General features: G+C 47.4%; 6 protein-coding genes. All 6 read left to right on the top strand.

Annotation, left to right across the window (positions count from 1 at the left end; translation table 11 throughout):
* Position 1: 1 nt before the first annotated feature.
* The 6 genes from ACUVJL_RS33160 to ACUVJL_RS33185 all read left to right on the top strand — a co-directional run bounded on the left by ACUVJL_RS33160 (position 2) and on the right by ACUVJL_RS33185 (position 16,952).
* Positions 2–3,268, top strand: a complete 3,267-nt coding sequence (locus ACUVJL_RS33160; RefSeq protein WP_445249717.1) for an amino acid adenylation domain-containing protein — start codon at positions 2–4, stop codon at positions 3,266–3,268.
* A gap of 98 nt (positions 3,269–3,366) precedes the next feature.
* Positions 3,367–5,055 (top strand): pyridoxal-dependent aspartate 1-decarboxylase PanP, encoded by a 1,689-nt coding sequence (gene panP / locus ACUVJL_RS33165; RefSeq protein ID WP_445249718.1) that lies wholly within the window; start codon positions 3,367–3,369, stop codon positions 5,053–5,055.
* Positions 5,042–6,592, top strand: coding sequence for a condensation domain-containing protein (locus ACUVJL_RS33170; RefSeq protein WP_445249719.1), 1,551 nt, complete (start codon positions 5,042–5,044; stop codon positions 6,590–6,592). Before panP ends, ACUVJL_RS33170 begins: the two co-directional genes overlap by 14 nt.
* 292 nt (positions 6,593–6,884) lie before the next feature.
* On the top strand, positions 6,885–7,934 hold the full coding sequence (locus ACUVJL_RS33175; RefSeq protein WP_445249720.1) for a TauD/TfdA family dioxygenase: 1,050 nt from the start codon (positions 6,885–6,887) through the stop codon (positions 7,932–7,934).
* Between the two features lie 22 nt (positions 7,935–7,956).
* Positions 7,957–11,196: a non-ribosomal peptide synthetase gene (locus ACUVJL_RS33180; RefSeq protein ID WP_445249721.1), complete on the top strand. Its 3,240-nt coding sequence runs from the start codon at positions 7,957–7,959 to the stop codon at positions 11,194–11,196.
* Positions 11,193–16,952: an amino acid adenylation domain-containing protein gene (locus tag ACUVJL_RS33185; RefSeq protein ID WP_445249722.1), complete on the top strand. Its 5,760-nt coding sequence runs from the start codon at positions 11,193–11,195 to the stop codon at positions 16,950–16,952. Before ACUVJL_RS33180 ends, ACUVJL_RS33185 begins: the two co-directional genes overlap by 4 nt.

The raw sequence follows: 16,952 nt of genomic DNA on the forward strand, positions 1-16,952 counted from the left end.
GATGAGCAAAGGCAATATCGAAGATTTTTATCCCCTCTCCCCAGCGCAGCAGGGCATTCTCTTTCATTCCCTTTACCAGCCAGAATCGGACGTATATTTCGGGCAACTGCTGTGCGTCTTGCGCGGCGATCTCAATGTTTCTGCGTTTAGAAATAGTTGGCAAAAAGTTGTAGACAGGCATCCCATTTTGCGGACTTGTTTCGTGTGGGAGAACGTAAAAGAACCCGTGCAAGTTGTGCGCAAGCAGGCTCCCTTATCCTGGCAGCAAATAGACTGGCGATCGCTCTCCACTCCTGCACAAGCACAGCAGCTAGAAAATTTCCTAAAAGCAGATCGAGAACAGGGCTTTGACTTGACATCAGCTCCCTTGATTCGCGTTGCGCTAGCGCAGTTACAGGAAGATGCTTTCCAGTTCATTTTGAGCCATCACCACTTAGTTTTTGATGGGTGGTCGCTGGCGATCGTCCTCAAGGAAGTTTTTGCCTTTTACGAAGCAGAATGCCAGGGCGCCCAATTGCAACTCAAGCGCCCTCGCTCTTATCGAGATTACATCGCCTGGTTGCAGCAGCAAGATTTAGCTGAGGCGGAGTCATTTTGGCGGCAAACGCTCCAAGGATTTACGACACCCACGTCGCTTGTTGTCGGTGGAAAATTGAGTTGCTTCATCGGTGAAGGGAGCCGGGACGAAGCTGAAATCAAAATTCCTGATATAGCGCCTCTGCAAGAATTGATGCGACAGTACAAGCTGACTATAAATACTCTAGTACAGGGAGCTTGGGCGCTACTTTTGAGCCGATATAGCGGTGAAGAAGACATAATTTTTGGCGTAACGGTTTCGGGGCGATCGCCTGAATTAATCGGGGTGGAATCGATGGTTGGGATGCTGATTAATACTCTGCCTGTCAGAGTATCAGTGTCCGCTGAAGACTCAATTATTTCGTGGTTACAGCAATTGCAAAACCACAGCATTGAAGTGCGCCAGTACGAATACTCGCCTCTGGTAGAAATTCAGCAGCGGTGGAGCAAAATTCCTCCCAATACGCCACTATTTGAAAGTATCGTCGTATTTGAAAATTACCCCGTCGATCCTTCATTGCAGCGAGGAAAAAGTGACCTAGAGATTGGCGACGTGCGATCGGTTGACAGCACGAATTACCCCATCGCATTGATAGCGATCGCGCAATCGGAGTTAGAGCTCAAAATTATGTACGATCGCAGCCGCTTTGAACAAGGCGCGATCGCGCGGATGCTGGGACACTTGCAGGTCTTACTAGAAGGGATGGCGGCAAACCCTCACCAGCCTTTGAAAAATTTACCGCTGCTAACGCCAGCCGAAAAGCAGCAAATTCTTGTTGAGTGGAACGGCACCAAAGCTGACTATCCCCAAGATCGCTGCATTCATCAATTATTTGAAGCGCAGGTCGATCGAACTCCCGATGCCATTGCAGTCGTATTTGAAGACCAAGAATTAACCTACCGCGAACTGAATACACGAGCGAATCAAGTCGCGCACTACCTGCAAAAACTCGGTGTAAAACCAGAAGTTTTGGTGGGGATTTGCGTCGAGCGATCGCCCTTGATGGTAATCGGCTTGTTGGGCGTCCTCAAAGCGGGCGGTGCTTACGTCCCACTCGATCCAAACTATCCTAAAGAGCGCTTGGCTTTCATGCTAGAAGACTCTTCAGTGCAGGTGCTGCTCGCGCAAGAAAAGCTGCTCGAAAAACTTCCCCCACACTCGACGCGTGTTGTCTGCTTGGACTCGGGCTGGGAAGAAATTGCTTTTTACAGCTCAGAAAACCCTCGCAGCGGCGTAAAGCCAGAAAACCTGGCCTACGTTATCTACACGTCAGGGTCTACAGGAAAACCCAAAGGCGTTTTAATCGAACACCGATCGCTAGTCAATTACACGACGGCTGCGATCGCTGAATATGGAATAGAAAAGCGCGATCGCGTTTTGCAGTTTGCCTCTATTAGTTTCGATGCCAGTGCCGAAGAAATCTACCCCTGCCTGACTTCGGGCGCAACACTCGTATTGCGTACTGATTCCATGCTGGATTCAGCGGGTGTATTTTTGGAAAAGTGCAGGACTTGGAACTTAACTGTTGTGAGTTTGCCGACAGCCTACTGGCACGAACTGACAGCCTTATTGAGCCAAGAAACCTTGGTACTTGCCCCGTCATTACGCTTGACAATCATTGGCGGAGAAAAAGCGCTTCCCGAACGATTGAAAACTTGGATTGAGCGTGTAGGGCAACAAGTACGTCTGGTGAATACTTACGGCCCTACAGAAGCCACTGTGGTGGGAACGATATGCGAATTATCGGCAGCCGACGCCGCATTGAGGGAGTTGCCGATCGGGCGTCCTATTGGCAATGTCCAAACCTACATCCTAGATTGTCACGGGCAGCCTGTACCCACTGGCATTCCGGGCGAGTTGCACCTCGGCGGCGCTGGTTTGGCACGGGGATACCTCAACCGTCCCGAGCTGACGGCAGAAAAATTTATCCCCAGCCCCTTTAGCAATGAACCTGGTTCGCGCCTCTACAAAACTGGAGACTTAACTCGTTATCGACCAGATGGCAACATCGAATATGTCGGTCGCATTGACAATCAGGTGAAAATTCGCGGGTTCCGCATCGAGCTGGCAGAGATTGAGGCGGTGCTGTCCCAGCATCCGGCAGTGCGGGAAAGTGCGGTTTTGGTGTGGTCCGAGGCGAACGCTCGCAAGCGTCTCGTCGCTTACGTCGTCCCCGACGCCCGAGAGCAAAATTCTTCACTGTCTTCTAGCGAGCTGCGCCAGTTCCTGCAAGAACGCTTGCCAGAGTATATGGTGCCGTCTGCCTTCGTCCTGCGGTCGAAACTGCCTTTAACGCCCAACGGAAAACTCGACCGCCGCGCTTTGCCCCAGAAGTGCGATCGCGTCTCTGAGGAAACAGCTTTCACCGAGCCACAAACACCTACTGAAAAAGAGCTCGCTCAGATTTGGATGGCTGTTTTAGAAATAGAAAAAGTAGGAATTAATGAAAGTTTTTTTGACATCGGCGGTCACTCTTTGATGGCGATGCAATTGGTATCGCGAGTGCGAATGCGGTTTGGAGTGGAGTTACCGCTGTACAATTTTTATGCCGCTCCCACCATTCAGAATTTAGCAGAACTGGTCGAGGAAGAAATTCTGGCAAACGCCGATTCTAACCAGATAGATGAATTGCTCGATCACTTAGAAAAACTTGATGGAGAGGAAGCACAAAGTGTGATGCTGGCTGAGTAAATATCGGCTTGGTAAAAAATTCTAAAAACCCCTTTTTTTCTTAAGGGTTCGGTAGGGAATAAAAGCCAATAAAGCCCATGTAAGAGGATTGATTTTGGATGAATAAACTAACAGTAAAAAACAAAAGTTTTCCAGATGTAATGCAGCCATTAAAAACCTCAGTTACCCCACTTGAAGAAAAGTTAATGGAGCTATTCAGTGCCTCAGAAAAGTCATTTTTGGCAGAAGAAGCAATGGAGGAGCGAATTTCTGCCCTAGTTCAAGACTTTTTGTACGCAAAAACCGTTAGTACAGATATTGACTTAGAGTTAATTATCCAGGAGTTTAGGGAAAACAAAATTCCCGCCCTTCCTACAGATGTTGGGAATTATATCGATGATTTAGCCGAAACCATCGTTGCCCATTCCATTCACACATCTTCCCCCCGATATATCGGTCACATGACGAGCGCACTTCCCTATTTTGTGCGCCCGATCGCGAAGCTGTTAACCGCGATGAATCAAAATTTAGTCAAGATGGAAACTGCCAAAGTTTTAAGCCCCTGCGAGCGCCAGACTTTGGCAATGATGCACCGATTAATTTACGATTTTTCGGAGGATTTTTATAACCAGCACATTCAAAAAAGTGATAGCACGCTCGGTATCATGGTAACGGGCGGCACCCTAGCTAATATCACAGCCCTGTGGTGCGCTCGCAACGCTTCTTTAGGGCCAAAAAATAACTTTAGTGGCATTGAAAAAGAAGGCTTGTACGCAGCTTTAGAGTTTTACGGCTACAAGGGAATGGTGATAATCGGCTCGAGTTTGATGCACTATTCTTTTGAAAAAGCTGCAGATTTATTAGGCATTGGCGATCGCAATCTCCTAAAAGTCCCCACCGATTCCAATCACCGCATGGATTTGGCAGCGCTGCGCCAAACTGTAGCCGAATGTCGCGATCGCAATCTGCACATTCTGGCAATTATCGGTATTGCAGGCAGCACCGATTCGGGAAGTATCGATCCGCTTCCAGAAATAGCCGCGATCGCGCAATCCGCAAACGCTCACTTTCACGTCGATGCCGCTTGGGGCGGCCCCGTGCTTTTTTCCGAACGTCACCGACACAAAATCGCAGGCATTGAACTAGCAGATTCCGTCACCATAGATGGACACAAACAAATGTATTTGCCCATGGGCATCGGTCTGGTTTTATTCCGCAATCCCCAAACCGCCAAAGTTATTGAAAAACACGCGCCCTACACGGTGCGAAAAGACTCCATCGATCTAGGCAGGCGATCACTCGAAGGATCTCGACCAGGTGCGAGTTTGTTCTTGCAAGCCGCGTTGAATATCATCGGCCATCAAGGCTATGAGTTTTTGATAGATGCAGGCATCCATAAAACGCAGCACTTCGTCAATTTAATCCGGGAAAATCCAGAATTTGAATTGCTGCTAGAACCAGAAATTAATATTCTTTTATACCGCTACATTCCAGAAACCTTCAGGGAAAAAGCAGCCAAAAAACAACTAACCGAAGCAGACAACCACTTCATTAATCAATTTAACGATCGCCTTCAGGAGGCCCAGCGGCGAGCCGGTCACACCTTCGTATCGCGAACAACCGTGCAAAACACCTGTTATGGCAAAACCATTCCCATTGTTGCTTTGCGAGTCGTCCTTGCCAACCCCCTCACCACTGAAGCAGATATCAACGTAGTTTTAAACGACCAGCTAAAAATAGCAGCAAAGCTTTCCTTAACTATCACAAACAGCGACCACTCCGAGGAGGTAAATCATGATGTCTACTAATCGTTCAGAACGACTAAAAAACCTCTCGCCCCAGAAGCGAGCGCTCCTCCTCAAAGCATTGGGCAAAGAGGCAGTACAGGCTGAGCAATCTAAGCGCATTCCCAGGCGATCGCAGCAAAATTCTGCTCCCCTTTCTTTTCCCCAGCAACGGCTGTGGTTTCTCGATCAATTGTCTCCCGAAAACCCTGCCTACAACCTTCCTGCTGCAGTGCGGTTGCAAGGGCAATTGAATTTGTCGGCACTGCAACAAACACTCAATGAAATTGTCCGGCGTCACGAAGTTTTACGGACTGCTTTTGGAGAAGTGGATGGGCAACCTGTTCAACTGATTTCTCCTTCCTTGAATTTCCCTTTGTCGGTGGTAAACTTGGGACATTTACCAGAAACTGAGCAGCAAGCTGAAATTGAGCAGCGTACTCTTGAAGAAGCTCAACGCCCCTTTGACTTAACGCGATCGCCCTTACTGCGGGGCACTCTCCTGCAACTTAGTCCGGCAGAATATGTGTTGCTGCTGACAATACACCACATTATTTCTGATGGTTGGTCTATGGGGGTATTGGTGCGAGAAGTAGCCGCACTTTATGAAGCTTTTTCCACTGACAAACCCTCTGGGCTGCCTGAACTTTCCGTCCAGTATGCCGACTTCGCCAGTTGGCAGCGGCAGCATTTCCAGGGAGAGAAATTAGAAAAACAGCTCGCTTATTGGAAACAGCAATTGGGAGGCACTTTAGCTGTGCTATCAACAGATAGGCAGCGCTCTCCCGTACCAACTTTCCGAGCGTCGCAGCAATCTTTTGTGATTTCTGCTTCTTTAACTAAAAGGCTAAAAACGCTCGCCCAGCAACAAGAAGTCACCCTCTTTATGACGTTATTGGCAGTATTTCAATCCTTGCTATACTGCCAGATCAACCAGGATAACCTCGCTATTGGCTCTCCAATCGCCAATCGCAACCGCCTTGAATTAGAGGAACTGATTGGATTTTTTGTCAATACTTTAGTGCTGCGAATTGACACCGCAGGTAATCCAACTTTCCGCGAACTACTCAGTCGAACACGCGAGGCAGCTTTAGGAGCTTACGCTCACCCGGATCTTCCTTTTGAAAAGCTCGTGGAGGAATTGCAGCCGGAGCGTAATCTCAGCTATAACCCGCTGTTTCAAGTGTGGTTTGTTCTCCAGAATGCGCCCATGCCACCCCTGGAGTTAGCTGGTTTGACCTTGAGCATTCTGGAATTCGATGTCGGTATGTCGAAACACGACTTAAGCCTCACTGTCTGGGAGGTTTCAGAAGGAATTCAAGGCTTATTTAGCTACAAAACCGACTTATTTGAGGCGGCGACCATTGCCCGAATGGTGAGAGGTTTCCAAACCCTCCTCAACCAGGTAGTCATCCAGCCAGATATGAGGATCGACGACTTGGCAAAAATTCTTGCTGAAGCAGAAAGGCAGCACCAAATCGAGCAGCAAAAACAAATTCATCTTTCGGGAATTCAAAAATTAAAAATGGCTAAACGCAAAGTTATGAAAAGTTTAAAATGATGGCTCATATCAAATCTGTTAGCATCGGAATTATTCCTATCTCTCTTCTTTTCATCTGCGTGAATCAGCGTCAATCCATTGTCATCTGCGGTTGCAGAAATTCTCTTTTTTTGACCGCAGATACAGGCAGATTAACACAGATTAACGCAGATGAATTAGATGGATTCCGGTTGCACCATCTGTGATTGTTGACTGTTGACTGAATTTTACTATGCCGATGCTACCGGAATTGATCTCCATCTCTCAGGTTTTTTCGGGAAAAAGGGATAAAATCCTCACCAAAGCAAAAACTATGACAAATACAGAAACAAAGAATCTCAACTCCCAAAAGTTAGGATCAGTTAGGCGCAAAGCCGTCAGCCTGTCCTCAGAGGAATTAGTCAAAACCGCCTACCTCCAGCCCGAAAACCTTCTACCTCTAGTTGTTCAGCCAACCGTAGAAAAATTAAATCTCGCAGGTTGGGCGCAGAACAATCGCTCATCAATTGAAACGCAGTTATGGAAGCACGGAGGAATACTTTTTCGAGGCTTTGAAGTCGGCGGGGTGAATGGTTTCGAGCAGTTTATTCAAACTCTTGCTGGCGACTTGTTGGAATATTCTTTTCGCTCGACTCCGCGTAGCCTGGTGAGCGGAAATATCTACACTTCCACCGAGTATCCTGCCGAGCAATTCATCCCACTACATAATGAAATGGCTTATTCTCGAAATTGGCCACTGAAAATCGCTTTTTTCTGCGTCAAGAAAGCCGAACAGGGAGGAGAAACCCCGATTGCTAACAGCCGCAAAGTGTTTGAAAGCCTGGATTTAAAGATTAGAGAAAAGTTTTCCCAAAAAAAGGTTATGTATGTGCGAAATTACGGCGGTGGCGTAGATTTACCCTGGCAAAATGTCTTCAATACTGATAGCAAAATTGAGGTAGAAGAGTATTGCCAAAAAGCAGGAATTGAGTTAGAATGGAAAAGTGACGATCGCTTGAGAACTAGGCAAATATGTCAAGCTGTCGCTGGGCACCCACAAACGCAGGAAATGGTGTGGTTTAATCAAGCTCACCTCTTTCACATTTCCAATCTCGAACCCGTCGTTCGCAAAGAGCTTTTAACTTCTTTTAAGCAGGAAGATTTACCCCGCAATGCTTATTACGGCGATGGCTCGCCCATTGAAGATTTTATCTTAGACGAAATTCGTCGCTGCTATCAGCAAGAAACAACTGTTTTTCTTTGGAAAGAAGGAGATGTCTTGCTGCTAGATAATATGCTAACCGCCCACGGACGCACCCCATTCTCTGGTTCGCGTCGAGTTGTTGTCGGGATGGCAGAACCGTTTAGCTGTCAAGACATTTAGACCCATGAAAGGAACTGTAGATATGCAAAATGAAACAATCGAAGGGTTTAGACTTTCTCCACAGCAGCGGCGCCTGTGGGGGTTACAGCAAAATAATCCTAAACAGATCTATCGCGTTCGAGGTGCAATTTTAATTACAGGAAACCTCGATCGAGAGATTCTTAAAAGTGCGCTGCAAAATGTCGTGAATCGGCACGAAATCCTGCGTACTAGCTTTCACTGCTTGCCTGGGATGACACTACCCCTGCAAGCGATCGCCAGCACTGGTGAAGTTCCAATCTCGGAACACAATCTGAGCGGTTTGTCTCCCGAAGAACAAGAAGCTAAAATCGCAGCGCTTTTTCAGCAACTAAGTCTGCTTCCTTTTGATTTTGAGCGCGGCCCACTTTGGCATATCTCTTTAGTCACTCTGGCCCAAGACAAGCACCTATTGGTGGCGAACTTCTCTGCCTTAATTGCAGATAGCGTCACCCTGAAAAATTTCACCCGCGAACTCAGTCTTTCCTACTGGGCCTATACGTGCCAAGAAGAACCAGCCGATGAGCCAATGCAATATGCCGATATTGCTGAGTGGCAAAATGAGTTACTCGAATCAGAAGAAACGGCAATCGGTCAAGAATACTGGCGAAAGCTGAACATTGAATCTTTGGATTTATTAACGCTTCCTTGGGAAAAGAAGAATTCAGAAGCGGAATTTGAGCCGCTAGTAGAAAGGGTGGAAATTCGGGGTGATTTGTTGAACAGCCTGGAAGCGATCGCCCCAAAGCACAAAAGCGATATTTCTGCCTTCCTGCTGACTTGCTGGCAAATTCTCATTTCGCGGCTTACCAGAGAGCAAAACCCGATAATCGGCGTAGCGATTGAAGGCAGAAAATATGAAGAATTAGAACACACTCTGGGGCTGCTGTGCAAATACTTACCCCTACAATGCCCAGTGCAAGACGAGTTAAATTTCTCACAAGCGCGGCAGCAAGTTGAGCTTAATCTCAACGAGATGTACAACTGGCAAGAATATTTTAGCTGGGAAGAAATCTTAGAAAACGAAAAAAGCAGCAGCTTTTTGCCCGTCTCCTTTGAGTTCCAAGCAGAGCCTAAAAACAATGGTAATTCAGGCGTTTCATTTTCCCTCGTTCGGCAAGATGCCTGCCTAGAGCCATTCAAACTCAAACTCTCCTGCCTTCGCCTGTGCAATTCCATAAGCGCTGAGTTTCACTATGATTCCGCTTTATTTGCTGCGGCAGATATAAAGCGCTTGTCAGAACACTTTCAGGCGCTCTTAGAAAGCATAGTCAAAAATCCCGAAGTCGCTATCAGTCAGGTAGACATACTGAGCGATCGCGATCGTCACCAGCTTCTCGTCGAGTTCAACCAAACCCAGAAAGATTACCCGAAAAATAAATGCGTTCATCAGCTTTTTGAAGAACAAGCAGAACGCAACCCAGACAGCATTGCCGTCGTCTTTGAAAGTGAAAAAATCACCTACCGAGAACTCAACGATCGCGCCAATCAACTCGCCCATCACCTGCAAAACTTGGGAGTTGAACCAGAGGTCGTTGTTGGCATTTGCCTCGATCGCTCCTTAGAAACAATCCTAGGAATGCTGGGCGTACTCAAAGCCGGTGGCGCCTATTTACCCATCGATCCAACGACCCCAATAGAGCGCAAAGCGCTAATGCTAGAAGACGCTCAGGTGAAGGTTTTGCTCGTACAACAGCGGCTCATCGAAAGCTTGCCGAAAACTCAGGCAAATATTGTTTGCATCGATACAGACATTCCCACTGTTTCTGCATCTTACACCGATCGCGCCTCTTCTGACAATTTAGCTTACGTCATCTATACTTCCGGTTCCACGGGCATCCCCAAAGGAGTCGCGATCGAACACCGGCAACTGCTCAATTACCTGCACAGCATTCAGGAAAAATTAAACCTACCAGCCGATGCCAGTTTTGCTACCGTTTCCACCTTCGCCGCCGACTTAGGAAACACAGCGATTTTCCCCGCCCTTTGTTTCGGCGGTTGCCTGCATATTCTCTCCCAAGAACGCGCCACCGATCCAGAGGCACTGAGTGAATATTTCTGCCGCAATCCCATCGACTGCCTCAAAATAGTTCCCTCTCACCTAGCCGCCCTTTTAAATTCCTCTCAACCCAAGTCAATTTTGCCTGGTAAACGGCTTATTTTAGGAGGCGAATCTGCCAACTGGAGCTTAATTAAAACACTTCGCAAACTTGTTCGCAGTTGCTCAGTATTCAATCACTACGGACCAACAGAAACAACTGTAGGTGTGCTGACTTATCAAGTCGAATTTGATAAAATTGGGTGCGATTTTGACACAGTTCCACTCGGTCTTCCGATTGCCAACACTCAAATTTATATCTTGGATTCTTACTTGCAGTCGGTGCCGATAGGCGTACCTGGTGAACTGTACATCGGCGGTGATAATTTGGCGCGCGGATATCTTAACCGCCCTGAATTAACCGCAGAAAAATTTATTCCCAATCCATTTGACACGCAAGCAAAGACGCGACTGTACAAAACCGGCGACTTGGCTCGCTATTTGCCAGACGGAAACATCGAATTTATCGGGCGAATTGACGGCCAAGTAAAAATTCGCGGTTTCCGCATTGAATTGGGAGAAATTGAGGCGGTGCTGGGGCAACATCCAGATATCGCGCAGGCTGTAGTTGTGGCGCCAGAAGACGAGATGGCACAAAAGCGCCTCGTGGCTTATTTGATTTCCGAGCAGAAACAAGCACCTACCCACAAGGAAATTCGCAATTTTTTAACGTCAAAATTGCCGGAGTACATGGTGCCTTCTGCTTTTGTGATACTCAAAAGTTTTCCTTTAACTTCTAACGGAAAAGTAGACCGACGATTGCTGCCCGCACCTGGCGAAATGCGACCGGAGTTGACAGCAAACTTTGTCGCGCCTCGCACAAATATCGAGGAAGTTTTAGCCGCTATCTGGGCTGAAGTTCTCAAACTTGAAAAAGTCGGCATTTACGACAACTTTTTTGAATTAGGAGGGCATTCCTTATTAGCAACTCAAGTCATTTCCCGAGTGCGCCAAGCATTTCAGGTCGAGTTGCCTTTGCACCGTTTATTTGAGTCGGCCACAGTCGGCGATTTTGCTGTAGCGATCGCGCAAAAGCAAGTCCAACAAACAGACAGTGAAATGCTAGCTCAAGTTTTAGCAGACCTCGATCAACTGTCAGAAGCACAAATTCAGGAAATTCTCGCCCAACAAGGAGTCAGCAAATGAGTGATTTAATCGAACGCATCGCGGCTCTTTCTCCCCAAAAGCGCGAGTTGCTGTTGCAGCGGCTCAACCATAAAAAAGAAAACGTTGCGCTAGAAAAAATTCTGCCTCAAAGTCGAGAGTCTAACACTTTTCCTCTGTCGTTTGCTCAACAGCGGTTGTGGTTTTTTGAGCAACTAACTCCAGGCAACTTTACCTATCACACCCTCGTCGGCGTGCGTTTGACGGGAACACTCGACGCGAGATCTCTCGATCGCAGTCTCAACGAACTTGTCAAGCGTCATGAAGTTTTGCGAACGGCTTTTAAGACAATAAACGGGCAACCCGTTCAGGCGATCGCTTCCAATCTGGAATTGAAAATTTTAGAAAGAGATTTGCGATCGCTTCCTGAAACTGAACGATCTCGCGAAGTTGAACGGTTAATCGCCGCAGAAGCAAAGCTTGCTTTCGACCTGTCACAAGCACCCTTATTGCGTGCCAAATTGCTGCACTTGAGCGATTCAAACTGGGTGCTGCTATTGAGTCAGCACCACATCATTTCCGATGCCTGGTCAATGGGAATATTCATCCAGGAACTCGCCACGTTTTATCAAGCCTTTTGCACTGGCAAACCTTCACCCCTTCCCGAACTGTCGGTACAGTACGCAGACTTTGCAAGTTGGCAGCGCCAGTGGTTGCAGGGAGAAGTTTTAGAGACGCAGCTTGCTTACTGGAAAAAACAGTTAGGAGGCAATCTCTCTGTACTAAATTTGCCAACCGATCGCCCCCGCTCGGCAGTACAAACCTTCCGAGGTGCCGTACATAAATTCACCATTCCCAAGGCAATCGCAGAGGAAATCGCCCAATTAAGCCAGCGGGAAAAAGCTACTTTATTTATGGCCCTACTGGCAGCGTTTAAAACATTGCTCTATCGCTACACCGGGCAAGAGGATATTTTAGTTGGCTCCACCATTGCTAACCGCAACAGACGCGAAATCGAGGAATTAATTGGCTTATTTGCTAACACCTTAGTTTTCCGCACCAATCTATCGAGCAACCCGACTTTTAAAGAGTTACTGGGGATCGTGCGAGAAGTAGCTCTCGGCGCCTATAACCACCAGGATTTGCCCTTCGAGAAACTGGTAGAGATCCTACAACCCGAACGAGATTTAAGTCATAATCCCCTATTTCAGGTATTGTTTTCTCTGCGAAATGTTCCGAGGTCGCAGATGAAATTGCCAGGAGTGACGTTGAGCAGTTTGGAAATAGAACGGAAAACGGCGAGATTTGATTTAGCGCTTGACCTGGAGGAAGGATTAGAGGGTATTGATGGAACGCTTGAGTATAGCCAAGATTTGTTTGACGCTAGCACGGCACGACGGATAGCCGGACATTTTCTAACCTTACTAGAAAGTATAGCTGCTAATCCCGAACAGCGCATTTCAAATTTGCCAATATTGACGAAACCAGAACAGCAGCAACTGCTGTTCGAGTGGAACAATACTCAATCGGAACTTCCGAAAAATCAGTGCGTACACGGCTTATTTGAAGCGCAGACAGAGCGGACGCCGGATGCGATCGCTGTCGTTTTTGACGGGGAGCAGCTAACCTATCGAGAGCTGAATCGGCGAGCAAATCAGCTAGCACATCACCTAAAAAACTTAGGGGTTAAACCGGAAATTCCGGTCGGAATTTTGGTCGATCGCTCCCTAGAAATGGTAGTGGGATTGCTCGGCATTCTCAAGGCTGGCGGCGCTTACGTTCCGCTCGATCCGGCGCATTCCAATGAGCGCTTGAACTTCATGCTAGAAGACGCTGGGGTTGAAATACTGATCGCGCAGTCGCATTTAGGTGAGAAAATTGACCGCGCATTGCATAAAATTTTCCTAGATTCCGACTGGCAGAATATCGCGCCCGAAAGCGAAGAAAATCCATCAAGTGAGGCAACCCCTGACAATCTCGCTTATGTAATCTATACATCAGGCTCCACCGGGAAACCCAAGGGCGTTCAAGTCAACCACCGCAGCGTCGTTCATCTTTTTGCAGCCACTCGCCCTCTATTTAATTTTAGCGATCGCGACGTTTGGACGGTTTTTCACTCTTACGCTTTCGACTTTTCCGTCTGGGAAATTTGGGGAGCACTTCTTCACGGTTGCAAACTAATCGTCGTTCCCCTGTTCGAGACGCAATCGCCAGCCGCATTTTACCAACTGCTGTGCTCCGAGCGAGTCACCATTCTCAATCAAACTCCTTCCGCAATCCGCCAACTGATTGACGCGAAAAAAGCTGCCACTAACTTTCAACAATCGAGCCTCCGCTTAATTGTTTGCGGCGGGGAAGCTTTTCCTACAGAACTCGCTGCTCAATTACTTGAGTGGAACATACCCCTTTGGAACTTTTACGGCCCGACTGAAGCGACTGTCTGGACAGCCATTCATCCCATAAAATTAATTGAATCCGAGCGCCCTTACATTCCAATTGGTCGCCCCCTTCCCAACACCCAGCTTTATATTTTAGACGCCAATTTGCAGCCCGTTCCTGTAGGCGTTTTCGGCGAACTTTATATCGGCGGCGCGGGCTTATCCAGAGGTTATCTAAAGCGCCCCGAACTAAACGCAGAGAAATTTATTCCCAATCCCTTGGCGGAAAATAGAACTGCTTTTTCATTAATCCAGAATGCTTCATCCTTCATCCTTTCAGAACACATCTATAAAACCGGGGACTTAGCTCGCTATCTTCCAGATGGAAACATTGAATTTATGGGGCGCAGCGACCACCAAGTTAAAATTCGCGGATTTCGCATCGAATTAGGCGAGATTGAAGCAGCGATCGGTCAGCACCCAGCCGTGCGGGATACCGTCGTGCTGGTTCGAGAAGACAATCCAGGCGACAAGCGCTTGGTCGCTTATATCGTTTCTAACTCAGCACTCAAAATTCAAGACTCAGAGCTTATTAATGATTTGCGCTGTTACCTGAAACAAAAATTGCCGCAGTACATGATGCCCTCAGCCTTTGTTTTATTGGAGTCGCTGCCTTTAACACCCAATGGAAAAATTGATCGGCGATCGCTAAGAGCACCTGACATCAACCGAGCGGAATTCGAGAGCAATTTTGCCGAACCTCGAACTCCCGACGAGCAATTAATAGCAGAAATTTGGGCTGAAGTTCTCGGTTTAGAGCGAGTTGGAATTCACGATAACTTCTTTGACTTGGGAGGTCATTCATTGCTGGCTACTCAGGCGATTTCTCGCCTGCGAGAAGCTTTTCAAGTTGAAGTGCCCTTGCGCTCTCTTTTTGAATCCCCTACCGTCGCAACTGTGACCGAAAGCCTCTTGCAATATCGCGCCGAGCAAAAACTGAAAGCACCCCCCATCAAGCGGGCGTCAAGGCAGGAAAAATTACCCCTTTCTTTTGCACAACAACGCCTGTGGTTTCTCGACCAATTGCAGCCGGGGAATCCTGGCTATAATATCCCAGCAGCCGTGCGCTTGAAGGGGGCGCTCAATGTAGCGGTTCTAGAGCAAACTTTTCAGGAGATTATCAAGCGACACGAAGCATTGCGGACAACTTTTAATTCAGTGGAAGGACGACCCGCTCAGGTTATTATTTCATCTTTTAATTTCACATTGCCGATCGTAAACTTAAGAGAGTTATCGCAAGGGGAACGAGAAGCCGAGGCAATGCGACTCGCCGCTGAAGAAGCGCGACAGCCTTTTGACCTAACAAAATGGCCGTTACTGCGCGTCACATTGTTACATCTTGACGAGACAGAATACCTGCTGTTACTGACAGTACACCACATCGTAGCTGATGGCTGGTCGATGGGGGTACTCGTGCGGGAAGTGGCGGCGCTTTATGAAGCATTCTGCAGTGGCAAACCTTCTCCCCTACCCGAACTTTCTGTACAGTACGCAGACTATGCTGTTTGGCAAATAAACTGGCTGCAAGGCGAAGTTCTGGAAGCAAAACTCGCTGACTGGAAGCAGCAGTTGGGTCAAATTTTGCCCCCGCTGCAATTGCCAGCAAAACAACCGCGTTCTGCTGTTTCTAGCAATCAAGCTGAGATTCAAGAATTCCAGCTTGATTGGCAAGTTTCAAAAGCGCTAAACGCACTCAGTAGGCAACAAAATGTCACCTTGTTTATGACCTTGTTGGCAGCTCTTCAAACGCTGCTTTATCGCTACACAAATCAAGAAGATATTGTCGTCGGTACTGACCTAGCAAACCGCACACAAGTTGAGACAGAAGCTTTAATTGGTTTCTTTGTCAATATCCTCGTCTTGCGAACCGATATGCGCGGCAATCCTACATTTCGCCAACTGCTCGATCGCGTGCGCGAAGTGACATTAAAAGCTTACACTCACCAAGATTTGCCCTTCGACAAACTGGTAGAAGAACTGCGTCCCGATCGCACCCTGAGTCAGACACCGCTATTTCAAGTTTTATTCGTCATGCAAAATGCGCCTATGCCGGATTTAGAAATGGCGGGTTTAACTTTAATGCCGGTTGCAATTGATAGCGGTACGGCTAAATTTGATTTGGCGCTATTTGTGTCGGAAACAGAGACAGGAATTGTCGGCAGTTGGAAGTATAATTTCGACCTATTTGACAGAGAGACGATCGCTCAAATGTCAAATCGCTTTGAAACCCTCCTCGGCAGCATTGTGGCGCAGCCTGACAGTCGTTTGAACACTTTAGAAATTCTCACAGAAGCCCAGAAACAGAAACAAGCCATGCAAGAACTAAAGCGTGAAAAAAGCAATTTTAGTAAGTTCAAAAGCGTCAAGCCGAAGCCAGTGGCATTGCCGCAAGGCGAATTGATAAAAACGGAGTATCTGCACGCCGACGAACTCTTTCCTTTAGTGGCAAAACCCGCAGTAGCCGATGTCGATCTCGCAGACTGGGCGAAAAATAACCGCGAATTTATAGAGGCAAAATTGCTACAGCATGGAGGGATTCTTTTTCGAGGGTTCATCGGCCCTGTGGTTTCCGCATTCGAGGAGTTTGCACTCTCAATTTGTTCGGAATTATTTGGGGAGTACGGGGATTTGCCACGCGAAGGAGTTAGCCCAAAAGTTTACGGTTCAACTCCTTACCCAGCAGATAAAGCTATCTTATTTCACAGCGAGAGTTCGCACCTGCACCGCTGGCCGATGAAAATCTGGTTTTTCTGCGTTCAGCCAGCGCAACAAGGCGGAGAAACGCCGATAGTTGACTGCCGTAAAATTTACCAGTTGCTAGATCCGAAACTCAGAGAAAAATTTGCCCAAAAGCAAATTATGTACGTTCGTAACTACACAGACGGACTCGATGTAAGCTGGAAAGATTTTTTCAAAACGGAAGACAAATTCGTGGTAGAGGAATACTGCCGGCAAGCCGGGATGGAATTTGAGTGGAAAGCAGGAAATAATTTGAGAACTCGCAAAATTCGGCCCGCAATTGCCAAGCACCCAATAACCAAAGAGATGGTATTTTTCAATCAACTTCCCTTGCACCACATTTCCTGCTTAGATGCCGCAACCCGCGCTTCCTTGCTCTCTGTTTTTGGAGAAGAGAACCTCCCCCGCAATGTTTATTACGGTGACGGCACTCCTATTGAAGACTCAGTAATGGAAGAAATTCAGGCAGTGTACGCGCAAGCTGCTGTTAGTTTTCCCTGGCAAGCAGGAGACATCTTAATGCTAGATAATATGCTTGTCGCTCACAGTCGCAATCCATTTATCGGTTCGCGAAAAGTTGTTGTAGCAATGGGCGAAATGATTCCTGAATCAGAGATTTAA

Origin of the sequence: Microcoleus sp. OTE_8_concoct_300 (assembly GCF_031383065.1) — a bacterium.
GTDB lineage: Bacteria > Cyanobacteriota > Cyanobacteriia > Cyanobacteriales > Microcoleaceae > Microcoleus.

Bases quoted from the DNA above. Each gene is read 5' to 3' on its own strand.
- ACUVJL_RS33185 (WP_445249722.1), top strand. From the start codon at position 11,193: ATGAGTGATTTAATCGAACGCATCGCGGCTCTTTCTCCCCAAAAGCGC.
- ACUVJL_RS33170 (WP_445249719.1), top strand. From the start codon at position 5,042: ATGATGTCTACTAATCGTTCAGAACGACTAAAAAACCTCTCGCCCCAG.
- ACUVJL_RS33180 (WP_445249721.1), top strand. From the start codon at position 7,957: ATGCAAAATGAAACAATCGAAGGGTTTAGACTTTCTCCACAGCAGCGG.
- ACUVJL_RS33160 (WP_445249717.1), top strand. From the start codon at position 2: ATGAGCAAAGGCAATATCGAAGATTTTTATCCCCTCTCCCCAGCGCAG.
- ACUVJL_RS33175 (WP_445249720.1), top strand. From the start codon at position 6,885: ATGACAAATACAGAAACAAAGAATCTCAACTCCCAAAAGTTAGGATCA.
- panP (WP_445249718.1), top strand. From the start codon at position 3,367: ATGAATAAACTAACAGTAAAAAACAAAAGTTTTCCAGATGTAATGCAG.